14 protein-coding genes are annotated in these 14,340 nt (G+C 70.2%); 3 read left to right on the plus strand and 11 right to left on the minus strand.

Going from position 1 to position 14,340, the window contains the following annotated elements; all coding sequences use genetic code 11:
* Positions 1 to 209 precede the first annotated feature (209 nt).
* The 3 genes from HGG74_RS10625 to HGG74_RS10635 form a co-directional block, all read right to left on the minus strand.
* On the minus strand, positions 210 to 689 hold the full coding sequence (locus HGG74_RS10625) for a hypothetical protein (RefSeq protein WP_168486340.1): 480 nt from the start codon (positions 687 to 689) through the stop codon (positions 210 to 212).
* Positions 670 to 1,479: a carbon-nitrogen hydrolase family protein gene (locus HGG74_RS10630; RefSeq protein ID WP_168486341.1), complete on the minus strand. Its 810-nt coding sequence runs from the start codon at positions 1,477 to 1,479 to the stop codon at positions 670 to 672. The genes HGG74_RS10625 and HGG74_RS10630 overlap by 20 nt, the downstream gene beginning before the upstream one ends.
* A 70-nt stretch (positions 1,480 to 1,549) precedes the next feature.
* Complete coding sequence (locus HGG74_RS10635) at positions 1,550 to 2,860, minus strand: adenylosuccinate synthase (RefSeq protein WP_168486342.1); 1,311 nt, start codon at positions 2,858 to 2,860, stop codon at positions 1,550 to 1,552.
* A 253-nt stretch (positions 2,861 to 3,113) separates the two neighbouring features.
* Between HGG74_RS10635 and HGG74_RS10640 the strand changes: the two genes are divergently transcribed.
* Positions 3,114 to 4,019 carry a DUF72 domain-containing protein gene (locus HGG74_RS10640; RefSeq protein WP_312856824.1) on the plus strand — a complete coding sequence of 302 codons (906 nt, stop codon included), beginning with the start codon at positions 3,114 to 3,116 and terminating at the stop codon, positions 4,017 to 4,019.
* Between the two features lie 132 nt (positions 4,020 to 4,151).
* Here the strand turns inward: HGG74_RS10640 and HGG74_RS10645 are convergent, their stop codons facing one another.
* Both HGG74_RS10645 and HGG74_RS10650 read right to left on the minus strand, forming a co-directional pair.
* Positions 4,152 to 4,592, minus strand: a complete 441-nt coding sequence (locus HGG74_RS10645; protein ID WP_168486343.1) for an SRPBCC family protein — start codon at positions 4,590 to 4,592, stop codon at positions 4,152 to 4,154.
* 49 nt (positions 4,593 to 4,641) lie between these two features.
* Complete coding sequence (locus HGG74_RS10650) at positions 4,642 to 5,268, minus strand: thymidine kinase (protein ID WP_168486344.1); 627 nt, start codon at positions 5,266 to 5,268, stop codon at positions 4,642 to 4,644.
* A 185-nt stretch (positions 5,269 to 5,453) separates the two neighbouring features.
* Here HGG74_RS10650 and HGG74_RS10655 point away from each other — a divergent pair, with 185 nt between their 5' ends.
* Entirely contained in the window at positions 5,454 to 6,275 is an 822-nt protein-coding gene (locus tag HGG74_RS10655) for a hypothetical protein (RefSeq protein WP_168486337.1), read from the plus strand.
* Positions 6,276 to 6,383: 108 nt separating this feature from the next.
* On the opposite strand, the gene HGG74_RS10660 is transcribed toward HGG74_RS10655, so the two are convergent.
* Complete coding sequence (locus HGG74_RS10660; RefSeq protein WP_168486345.1) at positions 6,384 to 6,815, minus strand: DUF3151 domain-containing protein; 432 nt, start codon at positions 6,813 to 6,815, stop codon at positions 6,384 to 6,386.
* On the minus strand, positions 6,815 to 7,837 hold the full coding sequence (gene fbaA, locus HGG74_RS10665; RefSeq protein ID WP_168486346.1) for a class II fructose-bisphosphate aldolase: 1,023 nt from the start codon (positions 7,835 to 7,837) through the stop codon (positions 6,815 to 6,817). Before fbaA ends, HGG74_RS10660 begins: the two co-directional genes overlap by 1 nt.
* A 334-nt stretch (positions 7,838 to 8,171) precedes the next feature.
* Here fbaA and HGG74_RS10670 point away from each other — a divergent pair, with 334 nt between their 5' ends.
* Entirely contained in the window at positions 8,172 to 8,729 is a 558-nt protein-coding gene (locus HGG74_RS10670; RefSeq protein WP_168486347.1) for a hypothetical protein, read from the plus strand.
* Between the two features lie 82 nt (positions 8,730 to 8,811).
* On the opposite strand, the gene HGG74_RS10675 is transcribed toward HGG74_RS10670, so the two are convergent.
* The 4 genes from HGG74_RS10675 to HGG74_RS10690 are packed head-to-tail and all read right to left on the minus strand — an operon-like array spanning position 8,812 to position 14,324.
* Positions 8,812 to 9,390 carry a peroxiredoxin gene (locus tag HGG74_RS10675; RefSeq protein ID WP_168486348.1) on the minus strand — a complete coding sequence of 193 codons (579 nt, stop codon included), beginning with the start codon at positions 9,388 to 9,390 and terminating at the stop codon, positions 8,812 to 8,814.
* Positions 9,391 to 9,420: 30 nt separating this feature from the next.
* Positions 9,421 to 10,104, minus strand: a complete 684-nt coding sequence (locus HGG74_RS10680) for a TrmH family RNA methyltransferase (RefSeq protein WP_168486469.1) — start codon at positions 10,102 to 10,104, stop codon at positions 9,421 to 9,423.
* A gap of 33 nt (positions 10,105 to 10,137) precedes the next feature.
* On the minus strand, positions 10,138 to 12,837 hold the full coding sequence (locus HGG74_RS10685; RefSeq protein ID WP_312856817.1) for an aminotransferase class I/II-fold pyridoxal phosphate-dependent enzyme: 2,700 nt from the start codon (positions 12,835 to 12,837) through the stop codon (positions 10,138 to 10,140).
* A complete protein-coding gene (locus tag HGG74_RS10690) occupies positions 12,834 to 14,324 on the minus strand; it encodes an amino acid permease (protein ID WP_168486349.1) in 1,491 nt (496 codons plus the stop codon). The genes HGG74_RS10685 and HGG74_RS10690 overlap by 4 nt, the downstream gene beginning before the upstream one ends.
* Between the last annotated feature and the right edge of the window lie 16 nt (positions 14,325 to 14,340).

Consider the following 14,340-nt stretch of genomic DNA (forward strand, 5'->3'; position numbering starts at 1 on the left):
CCGGCGGCAACCGCCTGGCCTCCACCCGCTGGTCCTTCACCACCGGACGGTAAGGGACCGGAAGGGCCGGGTCCCGGAGAAATCCGGGGCCCGGCCCTTCGCTGTGGGAGTTGTGGGCGCTGCACAAAGGCGAAGGCGCCGCCGAAGCTCGTTGGGGGGAAGCTCCGGCAGCGCCTGCATAAGGGTAATCGCCGGGACGGGCGGAAAGGTTACGCGGGTTCCGAAAGTTTTTCGGATTCGGCGAACACCTGCCGGTAGCGCCTCAGGTCGGCGGCCGGTGTGTCCGCCGGATACGACACCACCACCCAGCCCGAGCGGTACGCGTCCCGGCCCGGCACCGCCGCCTCGCGCGCGGCGGCCTCGGCGGCCAGTTCCCGGGTGGCAAACCTGGCGAACAGGCTGCCCGTGCCGGCGCTGACCGCCTGCCGGCAGCGCCCGCCGCCGCACGCGGATCCGGTCACATCCTCCACCGGAGCCAGCCGGCCGGCCAGGCTCCGGTCCAGCTCCAGCACGGCGGCGTGGACGTCCTGGTGCTTGGCCGGGTAGAGCCAGTGCTCGGCGGCGGCCAGCCCCAGCGTGGCCAGGACCATGGCCACGGCAATCAGTGCCAGGGTCCGCCACCGCCGGCCCGGGGCCCACTGCGCGCGGCCGGCCCCGGCCGGCACCGGATCAGTACTGTGGTTCGACAATGGTGGTGCCGGCGGCGAGCCGGCGGTTCCTCAGCACCGGCAGGAATTCCCGGACCTCGTCGATGCGCCGGCGGGTGACGTCCACGGTCACCAGGCCGCGGGGTTCGTCGCCGAGCCAGTCCTGCGGAACGCCCATCGGGTCCAGGATGGCCGAGTGCCCCACGGTATGGTCGCTGGATGTGCCCGCAGCCGCCACCCAGCAGGTGTTCTCGATGGCCCGGGCCTTCAGCAGGGTCTCCCAGTGCTCGACCTTGTGGTCCCCCTTGAACCAGGCCGCGGCCACGCAGATCAGGTCCGCGCCCTCGACCGCCAGCGCGCGGGCCATCTCGGGGAAGCGCAGGTCGTAGCAGGTCATCACCCCGACCTTCAGGCCGCCGAGCTCCACCAGCACCGGTCCGCCGTCGCCGGCCTTGATGTGCGCCGATTCCTGGTAGGAGAACGCGTCGTACAGGTGCAGCTTGCGGTAGGTCGCCGCGATCCTGCCGGTGGCGTCCACCACCACCAGGGTGTTGTACGGCCGGGGCTCGCCGCTGGCCTCGTAGCCGCCGGCGATGACGGCGAGGCCCACCTGGGCGGCGATGAAGGACAGCTGCTGGACGAAGGTGGACCAGCTGGCCTCGACCGCCTCCGCGAAGCCGCCCTCGACCTTGCCCACGGTGAACATGGATTCCTCTGGGAAGAGCACCAGCTCCGCGCCGCCGGCCTTGGCCTCCTCGGCCAGCGAGCGCATGACCGAGAGGTTCTCGCTGACATTCCCGGTGGGGTCGAACTGCCCCACGCTGACCTTCATCGGTCCTCTCCCGTCTTCGCTGCGTCTTACCTGGCGGTCATTACCCTTCCAGCCTACCGCCCGGTGCCGGTCAGCCGCGGACGGCCACCGGCTCCTCGCTGATCAGGTCCCGGACCACGATGGTCTGGTCCCGGTCCGGGCCCACGCCGATGGCGGAGAACCGGGTCCCGGACATCGCTTCCAGCGCGTGCACGTAGGTCTGCGCGTTGGCCGGCAGGTCCTCGATGCTCCGGGCGCCGGTGATGTCCTCGGTCCAGCCCTCGAAGTACTCGAAGATCGGCTTGGCGTGGTGGAACTCGGTCTGGGTCATCGGCATCTCGTCGTGCCGCACGCCGTCGACGTCGTAGGCCACGCACACCGGGATCCGCTCGATGCCGGTAAGCACGTCCAGCTTGGTGACGAAGTAGTCGGTGAAGCCGTTGACCCGCGAGGCGTGGCGGGCCAGCACCGCGTCGTACCAGCCGCAGCGGCGCGGCCGGCCGGTGTTGACGCCGAACTCGCCGCCGGTCTTCTGCAGGTACTCGCCCATTTCGTCGAACAGCTCGGTGGGGAACGGGCCGGCGCCCACGCGCGTGGTGTAGGCCTTGATGATGCCCACGCTGCGCGTGATCCGGGTGGGGCCGATGCCCGAGCCCACGGAGGCACCGCCGGCGGTGGGGTTGGAAGAGGTGACGAACGGGTAGGTGCCGTGGTCCACATCCAGGAAGGTGGCCTGGCCGCCCTCCATCAGCACCACCTTGCCCTCGTCCAGGGCCTTGTTCAGCAGGTAGGTGGAGTCGACCACCAGCGGGCGCAGCCGGTCGGCGAAGGAGAGGAAGTACTGCACGGTCTCCTCGATGTCCACGTCGCGCCGGTTGTAGACCTTGACCAGCAGTTCGTTCTTCTGCCGCAGCGAGCCTTCGACCTTCTGGCGCAGGATCGACTCGTCGAAGACGTCCTGGACGCGGATGCCCAGCCGGGCCACCTTGTCCATGTAGGCCGGGCCGATGCCGCGGCCGGTGGTGCCGATGGCCCGCTTGCCCAGGAAGCGTTCGGTGACCTTGTCCATGGTCTGGTGGAACGGGGCGACCAGGTGGGCGTTGGCGGAGACGCGCAGCCGGGAGGTGTCGGCTCCGCGGGCTTCCAGCCCGTCGATCTCCTCGAACAGGGCCTCGAGGTTCACCACGCAGCCGTTGCCGATGACCGGGGTGGCGTTGGGGGACAGGATGCCGGCGGGCAGCAGCTTCAGTTCGTACTTTTCGCCGCCGACGACGACGGTGTGGCCGGCGTTGTTGCCGCCGTTCGGCTTGACCACGTAGTCCACGCGGCCGCCGAGCAGGTCGGTTGCCTTGCCTTTTCCTTCATCGCCCCACTGGGCGCCGACGATCACGATTGCTGGCATGGGATCCTCCCCCATATCGAAAGCGGCAGGGTCCCCTCCGGCGCGGCGGCTGCCGGCCCCAAGTTCTCTGCCGTGCATGAGACAGCCCCGCACCCCGTGCCCGGATACTGCTGCGGAACGGAGTTCTGGGGCTCTTACCCCCTAAGTTTAGCGAATCCGCTGCCGGACCGGCGGCTGCAGGCGGTTGTGTCCGCGGCGGCGCCCGCCGCTGGCCCCCGGCGGTGCCGGACGGTAGCGTGCGGGTGTGGATACCATTGACCCGGGCGGCGGACCGTCCGCGGGCCCGGCAGGGGCACCCCCGGTGCTGGTCGGCACGTCCGGCTGGCGGTACCCGGAATGGCGCGGCAGCTTCTACCCGGCGGGCCTGCCGCAGCGTCTGGAACTCGAATACGCCGCCGGCCGCCTGGCGTCCGTGGAGCTGAACGCCTCCTTCTACGGCCTGCAGCGCCCGTCCAGCTACCAGCGGTGGCGCGAGGCCACGCCGGCCGCCTTCGTCTTCGCGGTCAAGGGCCCGCGGCAGGTGACGCACCTGAATGCGCTGCGCAGGGTGCAGGTTCCGCTGGCCAATTTCTTCGCCTCGGGCGTGCTGGCCCTGGGCGCCAAGCTGGGGCCTCTCCTGTGGCAGCTGCCGCCCCGGCTGGCCTGGGACCCGGCGCGGCTGGAGGAGTTCCTGGCGCTGCTGCCGCGCGGCACCGCCGCGGCAGCGGAGCTGGCCGCCCGGCACGCCGACCTGCCCGCGGACCGGACCTGGACTGCCGGGGAGCCCGGGGCGGGCAGCACGGTCCCGGACCGGCCGCTGCGCCACGCCGTGGAAGTCAGGCATCCCAGCTTCGCCAATGCGCAGTTCTACGACCTGCTGCGCCGGTACGACACAGCCCTGGTGGTGGCCGATACCGCCGGCCGGTGGCCGCTGCTGGAGGAGGTGACGGCCGGCTTCATGTACGTGCGGCTGCACGGCAGCGAGGAACTCTACGTCAGCGGCTACAGCGATGCCGAGCTTCAGGCCTGGGCCGGCAAGATCCGCGGCTGGCTGGCCGGCACCGGCTGCCCGGACGGGGCAGGACGCCCAACGTACGTCTACTTCGACAACACCGCCGGGGCGCGGGCACCGTTCGACGCCATCGCTCTGGCCTCCCGGCTCGCGGGACGGGGCAGCTGACATGGGCGGGAACAAAGGCGGGCCCGTGATGCGCATCCGGCGGGAGCAGGTGCCGCGCCTGCCAGGCCAAGCACCTGTACGAGCTGCCGTTCCGGCTCCCGGCCCTGCAGGCCGGGAGCCGGGCACCGCGGACTACGGGGCCTTCTCCGCGTAACGCTTGAAGTTCTCCAGCAGCTGGCCGTCCGCTGCGGCCAGTTCGTCCCGGATCTGTCCGGCCAGGCCGGCCAGCCGGTCGCTGACGACGACGTCGACGGTCAGCGTCAGCCGCGTGTCATCGCCGTCCTCGGCCAGGTCGTAGCGGTAGTCCGTGCGCACATCCCCGGCCCCGAAGCTGATGGTGATGCTGCGTCCCGGATCCACCGCGGACACCGTGGAGGTGCGGTCATGGCCCTGGACATGGAAGTCCAGGGCCAGGCCCGGCGCCAACGGTCCCTCGGCATGCATTTCGGTGACCCCGGGCATCCAGGCCGGCGCCGCCGCGGTCCAGTCGGTCAGCAGCGCCCAGACCCGGGCCGGCGGCAGGAAGACGAGCTCGCTGGTGGTGAAGGCTGTGGCGGAGGTGTCGGCACCCATAGGGGCATTGTGCCTGCCGCCGGCGCGGCTGGGAAGAAGGGCTGCGGACTCAGACCCCCAGCCGGCCGCCGGAAGCCTGCAGGTAGCAGGTGCCGCAGAAGGATTCGTACCAGACGTCCTGGCCGTCGATGGCCACCTGGTCGCCGTCGAAGACGATGTCCGAGCCCACCCGACGGGTGTTGAACACCGCCTTGCGCCCGCAGCGGCAGATGGTCTTGAGCTCCTCGAGGCTGTGGGCGATTTCGAGCAGGCGCCGCGCCCCGGGGAAGGCCTCGGTACGGAAGTCGGTGCGGATGCCGTAGGCCAGCACCGGGACATCGTCGAGCACCGCGATGCGGAACAGATCGTCCACCTGCGCGGGGTCCAGGAACTGGGCCTCGTCCACAAGCAGGCAGGCCACCGGCTGGACCTCCACCTGCTCCAGCAGGGCATCCGGGTCCACCCCGGCGGCAAGCTCCGCGAAGTGCCCGCGCACCGGCTCGCCGGGACGGATCAGGAAGTCCGCCTCCCGGGTCATGCCCAGACGGGAAACGATCGCGCTGTCCCCCTTGGTGTCCAGCAGCGGTTTGGCCAGCAGCACCCGCTGTCCGCGCTCTTCATAATTGAAGGCCACCTGCAGCAGCCCGGTAGACTTACCCGAGTTCATCGCCCCATAGCGGAAATACAGCTTGGCCAATCCGGTCCTTTCGCGCGGTTCCAGCAGCCGATTCTACTGGCCGCCGTGCTGCGACAGGGCACCAGGTGAATTTCCGCGGCTGTGGGGCGCTCGAGCCTGCAAGGGCACAAAAAATCCAATTGACGTGGTTAACGTGGCCACCGATTCCGCCTCGGCGTGCCGGCGGCCATGGTGAAAGGATTCCGATGCGCCCCTTTGCGCTCGCCGCCGCGGCGGCACTGCTGCTGTCCGGCCTCATTTCCGGTCTCCTGGCCGGCCCGGCCGCCGCAGTCCCGGCTCCGGTCCCGGCGGCGGTATCTGCCGCCACCGGCACCGTCGTCGCCAAGTACCAGACCAAAGTCTCCGCCGCGCTGTACGCCGCGTCGACCGGGAGCACCCGGCTCGCGACGGTGCCGGCGGACTACACCCTGGGTACCAAGACCAACCGCAAGAGCCCGGACGGCACCCGTGTCCAGGTCCAGTACGGCTCCCGGACCGGATGGGTCCTACTGTCCAAGGTCACCAAGGTCAGCCTGTCCACCAAGATCGGCCGCTTGTCCTGGGCCCAGTCCGCCGCCAAGAACATCGCCAAGTGGTGCCGCGGCGTGCCGGTCTCCACCAACACGACCAACCGGAACATGGCGACCATGTCGGTCTCCTGGTCCGGATCGACGCGGACGGTGAAGACCCGGATCCACCTCTCCACCATCACCGGCTGGGGGACGAAGCTGGATCCGAACCACAAGATGGCCGTGGCCATCCAGTACCACGAGTGCGGCCACATCCTGCAGTACCGGGCCTACAACTACGACCCGGCGGCCCTGGACCGGGCCATGAACCAGGTCTACGGCAGGAACGGCACCGAGCACATGGCCGACTGCATCGCCGACGTGATGGGGGCCCAGCGCGAGGGTGTCTACAGCACCTCCGGGAACACCACCCGGACCTACGTCGCCGGCTACGGCGGCACGTGCACGTCGAAGCACTACGCCGCGGCCAAGCGGATCATCGCCGGTTCCAGGGCCTGACCGGCTCCTGTTGCTGCCGGCAGGCAGTGCAGGCAACGCCGCAGGCCCGTGCCCCGTCGGGACGGGGCACGGGCCTGCGGCGTTTCGCTGTCAGGGGCTGGAAAGGACTCAGGGCCTCCCGGCTGCCTCGATGGCCGCCTGCGCCTGCGGGTCCGAGTCGTCGAGGAACTTGCCGATCCGCTCCACCTCGGCGGTCTCGCCGATAGCGCCGGCGGCCCGCCCGAGGGCGTAGAGGGCGCGCAGGAAGCCGCGGTTGGGCTCGTGCTCCCACGGGATCGGGCCGGTCCCGCGCCAGCCGGAGCGGCGCAGCGCGTCCAGGCCGCGGTGGTAGCCCACGCGGGCGTAGGCATAGGACTCGATCGTCCGGCCTCCGGCCCAGGCCTCCTCCGCGAGGATGGCCCAGGGCAGCGAGGACGCCGGGAACCGGGCGGCCAGGTCGGCGGCCTCGTCGCCGGCCTCCAGCCGCGCCAGCACCTCGGTTTCCTCCGGCAGATACGTCGGCTCCGGCCCCAGCAGGTTCCTGCGGAACTCCTCGCCCATCAACTGACGGTCCGTCCGGCGGAACCCAGCTGCTTGGCGGCCTCCACCACGCGGGCGGCCATGGACTTCTCGGCGGCGGCGCCCCAGACGCGCGGGTCGTAGGCCTTCTTGTTGCCGACCTCGCCGTCGACCTTGAGCACGCCGTCGTAGTTGGTGAACATGTGCCCGGCCACCGGGCGGGTGAAGGCGTACTGGGTGTCGGTGTCGATGTTCATCTTGATCACCCCGTAGGAGACCGCGTCCGCGATTTCCTGCTCGGAGGAGCCGGAGCCGCCGTGGAAGACCAGGTCGAACGGGTTGTCCTTGCCAATCCGGGCGCCGACCTCGGCCTGGATCTGCTGGAGCAGCTCCGGGCGCAGCTTCACGCCGCCGGGCTTGTAGACGCCGTGAACATTGCCGAAGGTCAGCGCGGTGATGTAGCGGCCCTGCTCGCCGGCGCCGAGGGCCTCGATGGTCTTGATCCCGTCGTCGACGGTGGTGTAGAGCTTTTCGTTGATCTCGTGCTCGACGCCGTCTTCCTCCCCGCCGACGGTGCCGATCTCGACCTCGAGGATGATCCTGGCCGCGGCCGTGCGGGCCAGCAGCTCCCGGGCGATGCGCAGGTTCTCCTCCAGGGTCTCGGCCGAGCCGTCCCACATGTGGGAGTTGAAGATCGGGTCGCGGCCGGCCTTGACCTCGGCTTCGGAAGCCTCCAGCAGGGGCAGCACGAAGGAATCCAGCTTGTCCTTGGGGCAGTGGTCGGTGTGCAGGGCGACATTGACCGGGTACTTCTTGGCCACCTCGCGGGCGAAGGCCGCGAAGGCCAGGGAGCCGGTGACCATGTCCTTGACCCCGGCGCCGGACCAGTAGGCGGCACCGCCGGTGGAAACCTGGACGATGCCGTCCGAACCGGCGTCGGCGAAGCCCTGCAGGGCCGCGTTCAGGGTCTGCGAGGATGTGACGTTGATGGCCGGGTAAGCGAAGCCGCCGCTTTTGGCGCGGTCGATCATCTCGGCATAGATGTCGGGGGTTGCAACGGGCATGGTTTCTCCTCGATCGCCTGGTGAGTACAGGAGGACGTGGCCTCTGTTACCCATCCTAGCCAGCCCGGCCCGGTGCACGGGCGAACAGGTAGTTGTGTGAAGTCCGGCACGTTCAGAAGGGAGGCGGTCCCGTTCCACTGGGGCATGTCTCGGGAATACGCGGTGCAGGCAACCCCACGCTTCAGTCCGGTGTCGCTGAGCCCCTGGACGCAGACCCGCGGCCCTCCCTCCCCACTTGTGTGCTGTGGATCCCGTTCGCAACGATCAGTAACGTCGGGAGCATGAACCTTCAGGCGCGCGGCGGGACCGGGCGCAACAGAAAGATTGGAGCCCCGTGGGCAGCGCAGACCGCAAGGACGAGACGCCGGAGGAGCGGGAGTCCAGGTTGCGCTCCATGGCCATGCACTTCGGCGGTCGGATGGTGGAGCGCAGGGACTTCCGTGAGGCCGTGCTCGAGCGGATGCAGGCCAACCTCCCGGGGTTCCCGCCGGAGCACTACGAGACCGAACTCGACGCCGCCCTGGCGCGGATCGACGAGGCCCAGGTGGGCGTCATGGTTCGCCGCGAGCAGAAGATCGCCGAAGCCCGCGAGCTGGACGTGCTCAACGCGGTGTTCGCCCTTCACTACTTCAACCAACGGTTCTCCGGGCACGTCGGCGAGTACGGCCTGGGCCGGATCAACCTGATCGAGGCCCTGGGGGACCTCTACTCCCGTAAGCAGATTACCGAGGCAGCCAAGCGCTCCGATGCCCTGATCGAGGAGGGCATCCGCATGGGCATCGGCCCCTGGAACCACGAGGCCGACATGGCCCATCTGCGCCGAGCCCATCCCGGCTTCAGGGACCGGGCCCTGAGCGACGCCCTGGACTGGGGCCACCTCATCCACCGCTGACCGTACGCCGAAGACCGGGGCACAGGTTCACAAGTGTTTCCTGCGTGCGGGAGCTTGCCTGCCCCGGTACTGTGCCGCGTTCCTAGCTGTCCGGCACCGGATGCGCCCGCAGCCAGCCCAGCACCTGCTGCGCATGCGTGTTCGGCGGGAAAACCGGGTAGAAGACGTGCTCGATCACCCCGCCGTGGACCACGAGCGTCAGGCGTGCGTAGAGGCGTGCATGGCCCGGGGCGGCAAACGTCGGCAGGGTCAGCGCCTCCGCCAGCGCCAGGGCTTCGTCCGAGAGCATCACGAAGGGCAGCCGGAGCCGCTGCACCACCTCGTCCTGGTAGGCGGGATCCTGGCTCGACATCCCGTAGACGCGCCCGGCGCCGGCCTGCCGGAGCAACTGGAAGTGGTCGCGGAAATCGCAGGCCTCGGTCGAGCAGCCCCGCGCTCCGGGGATCGCGTCCCAGCCCTCGGGCAGGTCGGCGCCCGGACGGCCGGTCAGCGGGTAAAGGTAGATGACGGTCCGGCCGGGGCCGAGGTCGGCAAGGTCCACCGCACCGCCCGAGGAGGTGGGCAGCGCCAGGGCCGGCATCGCCAGGCCGGGCAGGTGGGCCGCCGCGCCGTCGTCGGCGGGCACGGGCAGGTTTTCCGGAAGCTGGGTGAAATCGGCCATGGCCGGGTCCTCCTCTGGGAGCGGGCTGAGTCAGACGTGCTGCCCGAAGACGTGCCGGCGGATCCAGGCGTGCATGGCGATCGCCGCGGCCGCCGAGGCGTTGATGGACCGGGTGGAGCCGAACTGGGCGATGGACAGCGTGGCATCTGCGGCTGCGTGGACTTCCGGCGTCAGCCCCGGGCCCTCCTGGCCGAATACCAGCACGCAGTTTTCCGGCAGGTCGTAGGTCTCCAGCGGCACCGAATCCGGGAAGTTGTCGATTCCGATGATCCGCAGCCCCTCCCCGTGGGCCCAGGCCACGAAGTCCTCCACCGTGGGGTGGTGGCGCACGTGCTGGTAGCGGTCGGTGACCATCGCGCCGCGCCGGTTCCACCGGCGCCGGCCGATGATGTGCACCTCGCTGGCCAGGAAGGCGTTGGCGCAGCGGACCACCGAGCCGATGTTCAGGTCATGCTGCCAGTTCTCGATGGCCACGTGGAAGCCGTGCCGGCGCCGGTCCAAGTCCGCCACGATCGCCTCGTGCTTCCAGTAGCGGTACTGGTCGGTGACATTGCGCCGGTCCCCGTGCGCCAGCAGTTCCGGGTCCCAGTGGTCCCCTTCCGGGGCCGGCCCTTCCCAGGGGCCGACGCCGACCTCGGGCGCCGGGTGCTGCTGCTCTTGGGCGGGGACGACGGCGGTGCCCGCCGCCGTCCCTGCGCTGGCTGCCGGAGTCATGTTCGTTTCCACCAGACAAGATTAAAGGGAAAGTCAGGCCAGGACACGGTAGCCGAACTCCGGGTGGAAGCCGTGCACCTCCCGCACGTCCAGGGCCGCCATGTACTCGAGGATCTCCCGGGTGATCACCTGTCCGGGGACCAGCACCGGAAAGCCCGGCGGGTACGGGGTGACGAAGGCGGCGGAGACCAGTTCCTCGCCGCCGTCCACCAGGCGCGCGGCTGCCTCCGGCAGCAGGTAGCGGCAGGAGCCTTCCCGGTAGGTGAGGAAATGGGCGGTGCGCAGGTCCCCGTCCGGGGTGTCCGGGCCGGAGCGGAACCGGTCCGCGAAGCGGCTGAAGTCCGGCAGCGGCGGCGGCGCGGTGGTCAGCGAGGCCACCCGGGCGGCCCGGGCCTGCAGTTCGGCCGGGCTCATGCCGGCCTGTTCCTCGTCGAAGGCCGCGGCCAGCTGGACCAGGACCTCGATCAGGTAGGCGACCGCGCTGCGGGTGGTGCCGATATTGGTCATCAGCAGCACCGTGTTGCGGGAGGTCTTGTTGACCTGGATGCCGAACCGGTCCATCAGGCAGCTGGTGCGGAAGCTGTCCCCGTCCACCCCGGTCAGTCCGATGTGCAGGGTCAGCCGGCTGGGGTCCAGGACGAACTCGTCCGCGCGCCAGGCCCGGTCCAGCTCCGCCAGCCCGACGGCGCCGGCTCCGTGCGGCGGATCCTGCCGGCAGGCCGGAGGGATGAGGTCGCCGGGACCGAGGATCCGGAAGTACTTGCGCAGCAGCGGCTGGCGTTCCACGGCCGCGGCGATGCTGCCGGCCAGGTCCACCTGCCGCTGCACCAGTTCGAAGCCTTCCAGCTCGACCTGCCGGCGGCCGGCGTCCAGCGAGGCGAGGATCTGGTAGTTGGGCGAGGTGGAGGTGTGCGTCATGTACGCCTCGCGGAAGGACTCGGCGTTGAGCCGGTTGAAGTCGCGGTCGTACACGTGGATCATCGAGCCTTGGCGCAGCGCGGTGAGCGTCTTGTGTGTGGACTGGGTGGCATAGACCCGCACCCGCGTGCGGGCCGGGTCCGGGACCAGCCGGGTGCGCAGCCACAGCTCGTCCTCGAGCGGCTCCCCGGTGGCGGCGTCGTGCAGCGCGGCGGCCTGCTCCGCATACCGGGCCGCTGCCTCCGGGCCGGCCAGGTCCTGCTCGAGCCGGCGGGCCGCGGCCATGGCGGTGCGCCGGCGCAGCACCGGGTGGAAGGCCCCGAACGCGAACCACGCCTCGTCCCAGAGGAAGACCAGGTCCGGCTTGATCGCCAGGCACTCGGCCATCACCCGGTGCACGTCGTACACGATCCCGTCGAAGGTGCAGTTGGTCAGCGCGACCAGCTTTACCTCCTCCAGCCGGCCGGCCCGGCGGTAGTCCAGCAGCATCCGCTTGAGGTTCTCCAGCGGCACTGCCCCGTATACCGAGTACTCGTCCAGCGGGTACGCCTCCAGGTAGGCCACCCGGGCCCCGGCCAGCATCAGCGCATAGTGGTGTGATTTGTGACAGTTCCGGTCCACCAGGACCACGTCCCCGGGGGCCACAATGGACTGGATGGCGATCTTGTTCGCCGTCGAGGTCCCGTTGGTTACGAACCAGGTCCGCTGGGCGCCGAAGGCGCGGGCGGCCTTGACCTGGGCCGCCCGCAGCGACCCGTGCGGATCCAGCAGCGAGTCCAGCCCGCCCGCGGTGGTGGAGGTCTCGGCCAGGAACAGGTTCAGCCCGTAGAAGCCGCCCAGGTCCCCGATCCACTTGGAGGTGGTTACCGAGGTTCCGCGCGAGACCGGCATCGCGTGGAACACCCCGGCCGGACGCTGGCTGTGCCGGCGCACCGCGTCGAAGAACGGGGTTTCGTAGCGTTCGGCCACCCCGGCCAGGATGGACAGATGCAGCTCCTGCAGCGCCTGCCAGCGGAACACCCGGCGGAACCGGCTGGCCAGGGATCCGGCCACTTCCTCGATGGCGACGGCCGCGACCAGGTAGAGGTCCAGCTCCGGGCGCAGCGCGGCGATCCCCTCGGCCAGCCGCAGGGTGCGCGGCAGCGCCGCCAGCTGCTCCAGGTCCGCACCCGCGACCGTGCCCAGGTAGCCGGCCAGGCCGGGGTCCAGGCGGGCACGCGAACGGTTGGCGAAGCCGGGCCGGACCACGCAGGCCTGGATCTCCGGATTCAGCAGCACCGCCATCAGGGCGTCCTCGACGCTGGGGACGACGTTGACGGTGTAGGTGAACTGGTCCGAAGCATGCCGCAGCCGGTGCATCGACTCCTGCAGCAGCGCGCGTTCGGCCGGGGACACGTCGTCGATGACCAGCACCTCGAAACTGTGCCGTTCCGGGGCTTCCGGGGCCTCTTCGCCGGGGTTCCCGCCCGGCACCGGTCCGAGCCGCCGGGCCGTTGCTTCGGCCAGCCCGAGGGCGGCACGGAAGTCCCCGTCCCGGAGGCAGCGCCGGATCCGCCCCACCTGCCCGGGACCGGGGAAGGCCCAGTAGGCCTCCAGCGGTTCGAGCCGGTCCAGCCGCCGCAGGCACTCGGCCAGTACCGCACTCCCCGGGTGTCCGGGAGCGGAGCCGGCCAGCTGCCGGGCCGCCTGGGCCAGGAATTCCCAGTCATCGGCCCGCTGCCGCCAGATGCCGCCGGGAAAGCCGGGACCCGGCAGCTCTGCGGCTGCCTCCGCGGACAGTCCGCAGGACTGTGCAGGCTCCACGGATGCGGTCACCGGCCACCTGCCATGCTGTCCTCGGTGCCCTTGCCCGCGCTGCCGCCGGCGGTGCCGGCCTCCGCGGCGTCCGGCACGGTGTCCGGTGCCTCTTCCTCCAGCCGGGCCCGCTGCCGGCCGTGGCCCTTGACCCAGAGCCGGTAGGCGGCCACCAGCAGGCCGATCCAGACCACCCCGACAACCAGGGCCGCCCGGGTGTCCTCGAAGAAGCCGAGCACCGCCAGGACCAGGCCCATGAAGGCCAGCGCCGCATAGCTGGCGAACGGCCACCACGGCACCGGGAAGGCCGAGGCCCCGCCCTCGCGGGCCAGCTCGCGCTTCATGGCGATGTGCGCCAGCAGGATCATGATCCAGACCCAGACGGTGGCGAAGGTCGCGATCGAGGCGATGATCAGGAAGATCTGCTCGGGCAGCAGGGCGTTCAGCACCACGCCCGCCAGCAGCGTGCAGCCCATGATGGCGGCGGTCAGCAGCGGGACGCCGTTGCGCGAGACCTTGGCGAAGGCCTGCGGGGCGTGCCCCTGCCGGGCCAGGCCGAAGAGCATCCGGCCGGCGCTGAAGATGTCGGAGTTGATCGCCGAGATGGCGGCGGTAATGACCACCGCGTTCAGGATCGAGGGGGCCGCGGGGATGCCCAGGCCGGCGAAGATCTGCACGAACGGGCTGCCCTCGGACCCGATCTTCTCCCACGGGAACAGCGACATGATCACGCCCAGGGCGAGCACGTAGAAGAGCAGGATGCGCACCGGCACCGTGTTGATCGCCTTGGGGATGCTGCGCCCGGGATCGCGCGCCTCGCCGGCGGTGATGCCGATGGTCTCGATGCCGCCGAAGGCGAAGACCACCACGGCCAGCGAGGCGATGAGCCCGCCGATGCCGTGGGGCATGAATCCGCCGTGCTCCACGAGGTTCTGCGGTCCCACGGCGGCCTCGGCCTGCAGGTGGAACCCGAAGACCATCAGGGCAATTCCGCCCACGATCATCGCCACAATGGCCAGCACCTTGACCAGGGACAACCAGAATTCCAGCTCGCCGAACACCTTCACATGCAGCGTGTTCAGCCCGGCGATGACGAAGATGATCGCCAGCACCCAGATCCAGCGCGGCACATCCGGGAACCAGAAGCCCATGTAGACGCCGAACGCGGTGACATCCGCCAGCGCCACGATCACCATCTCGAAGGCGAAGGTCCAGCCGGTGATGAAGCCGGCCAGCGGGCCCAGGTAGCGGCTGGCGTACTGGCCGAACGAGCCCGGCACCGGATGCCGCACGGCCATCTCGCCGAGCGAGCGCATCACCACGAAGACGGCCGCGCCGGCAATCATGTAGGCCAGCAGCACCGCCGGGCCGGCCTTTTCGATGGCCGCCGCGGACCCGTAGAACAGGCCGGTGCCGATGGCCGAGCCAAGGGCGATGAAGTGGATATGCCGGGCGGTCAGGCCGCGCGACAGCGCGCCGCCAGCCCGGTGGTGGTTCATGGTTGTCATTTCCAGTTTTGCTTTC

Source organism: Arthrobacter mobilis, from assembly GCF_012395835.1.
GTDB lineage: Bacteria > Actinomycetota > Actinomycetes > Actinomycetales > Micrococcaceae > Crystallibacter > Crystallibacter mobilis.

Excerpts from the sequence above, each read along its gene's own strand:
- HGG74_RS10690 (WP_168486349.1), bottom strand. The coding sequence starts at position 14,324 with ATGACAACCATGAACCACCACCGGGCTGGCGGCGCGCTGTCGCGCGGC.
- fbaA (WP_168486346.1), bottom strand. The coding sequence starts at position 7,837 with ATGCCCGTTGCAACCCCCGACATCTATGCCGAGATGATCGACCGCGCC.
- HGG74_RS10675 (WP_168486348.1), bottom strand. The coding sequence starts at position 9,390 with ATGGCCGATTTCACCCAGCTTCCGGAAAACCTGCCCGTGCCCGCCGAC.
- HGG74_RS10630 (WP_168486341.1), bottom strand. The coding sequence starts at position 1,479 with ATGAAGGTCAGCGTGGGGCAGTTCGACCCCACCGGGAATGTCAGCGAG.
- HGG74_RS10635 (WP_168486342.1), bottom strand. The coding sequence starts at position 2,860 with ATGCCAGCAATCGTGATCGTCGGCGCCCAGTGGGGCGATGAAGGAAAA.
- HGG74_RS10645 (WP_168486343.1), bottom strand. The coding sequence starts at position 4,592 with ATGGGTGCCGACACCTCCGCCACAGCCTTCACCACCAGCGAGCTCGTC.
- HGG74_RS10680 (WP_168486469.1), bottom strand. The coding sequence starts at position 10,104 with ATGACTCCGGCAGCCAGCGCAGGGACGGCGGCGGGCACCGCCGTCGTC.
- HGG74_RS10660 (WP_168486345.1), bottom strand. The coding sequence starts at position 6,815 with ATGGGCGAGGAGTTCCGCAGGAACCTGCTGGGGCCGGAGCCGACGTAT.
- HGG74_RS10655 (WP_168486337.1), top strand. The coding sequence starts at position 5,454 with ATGCGCCCCTTTGCGCTCGCCGCCGCGGCGGCACTGCTGCTGTCCGGC.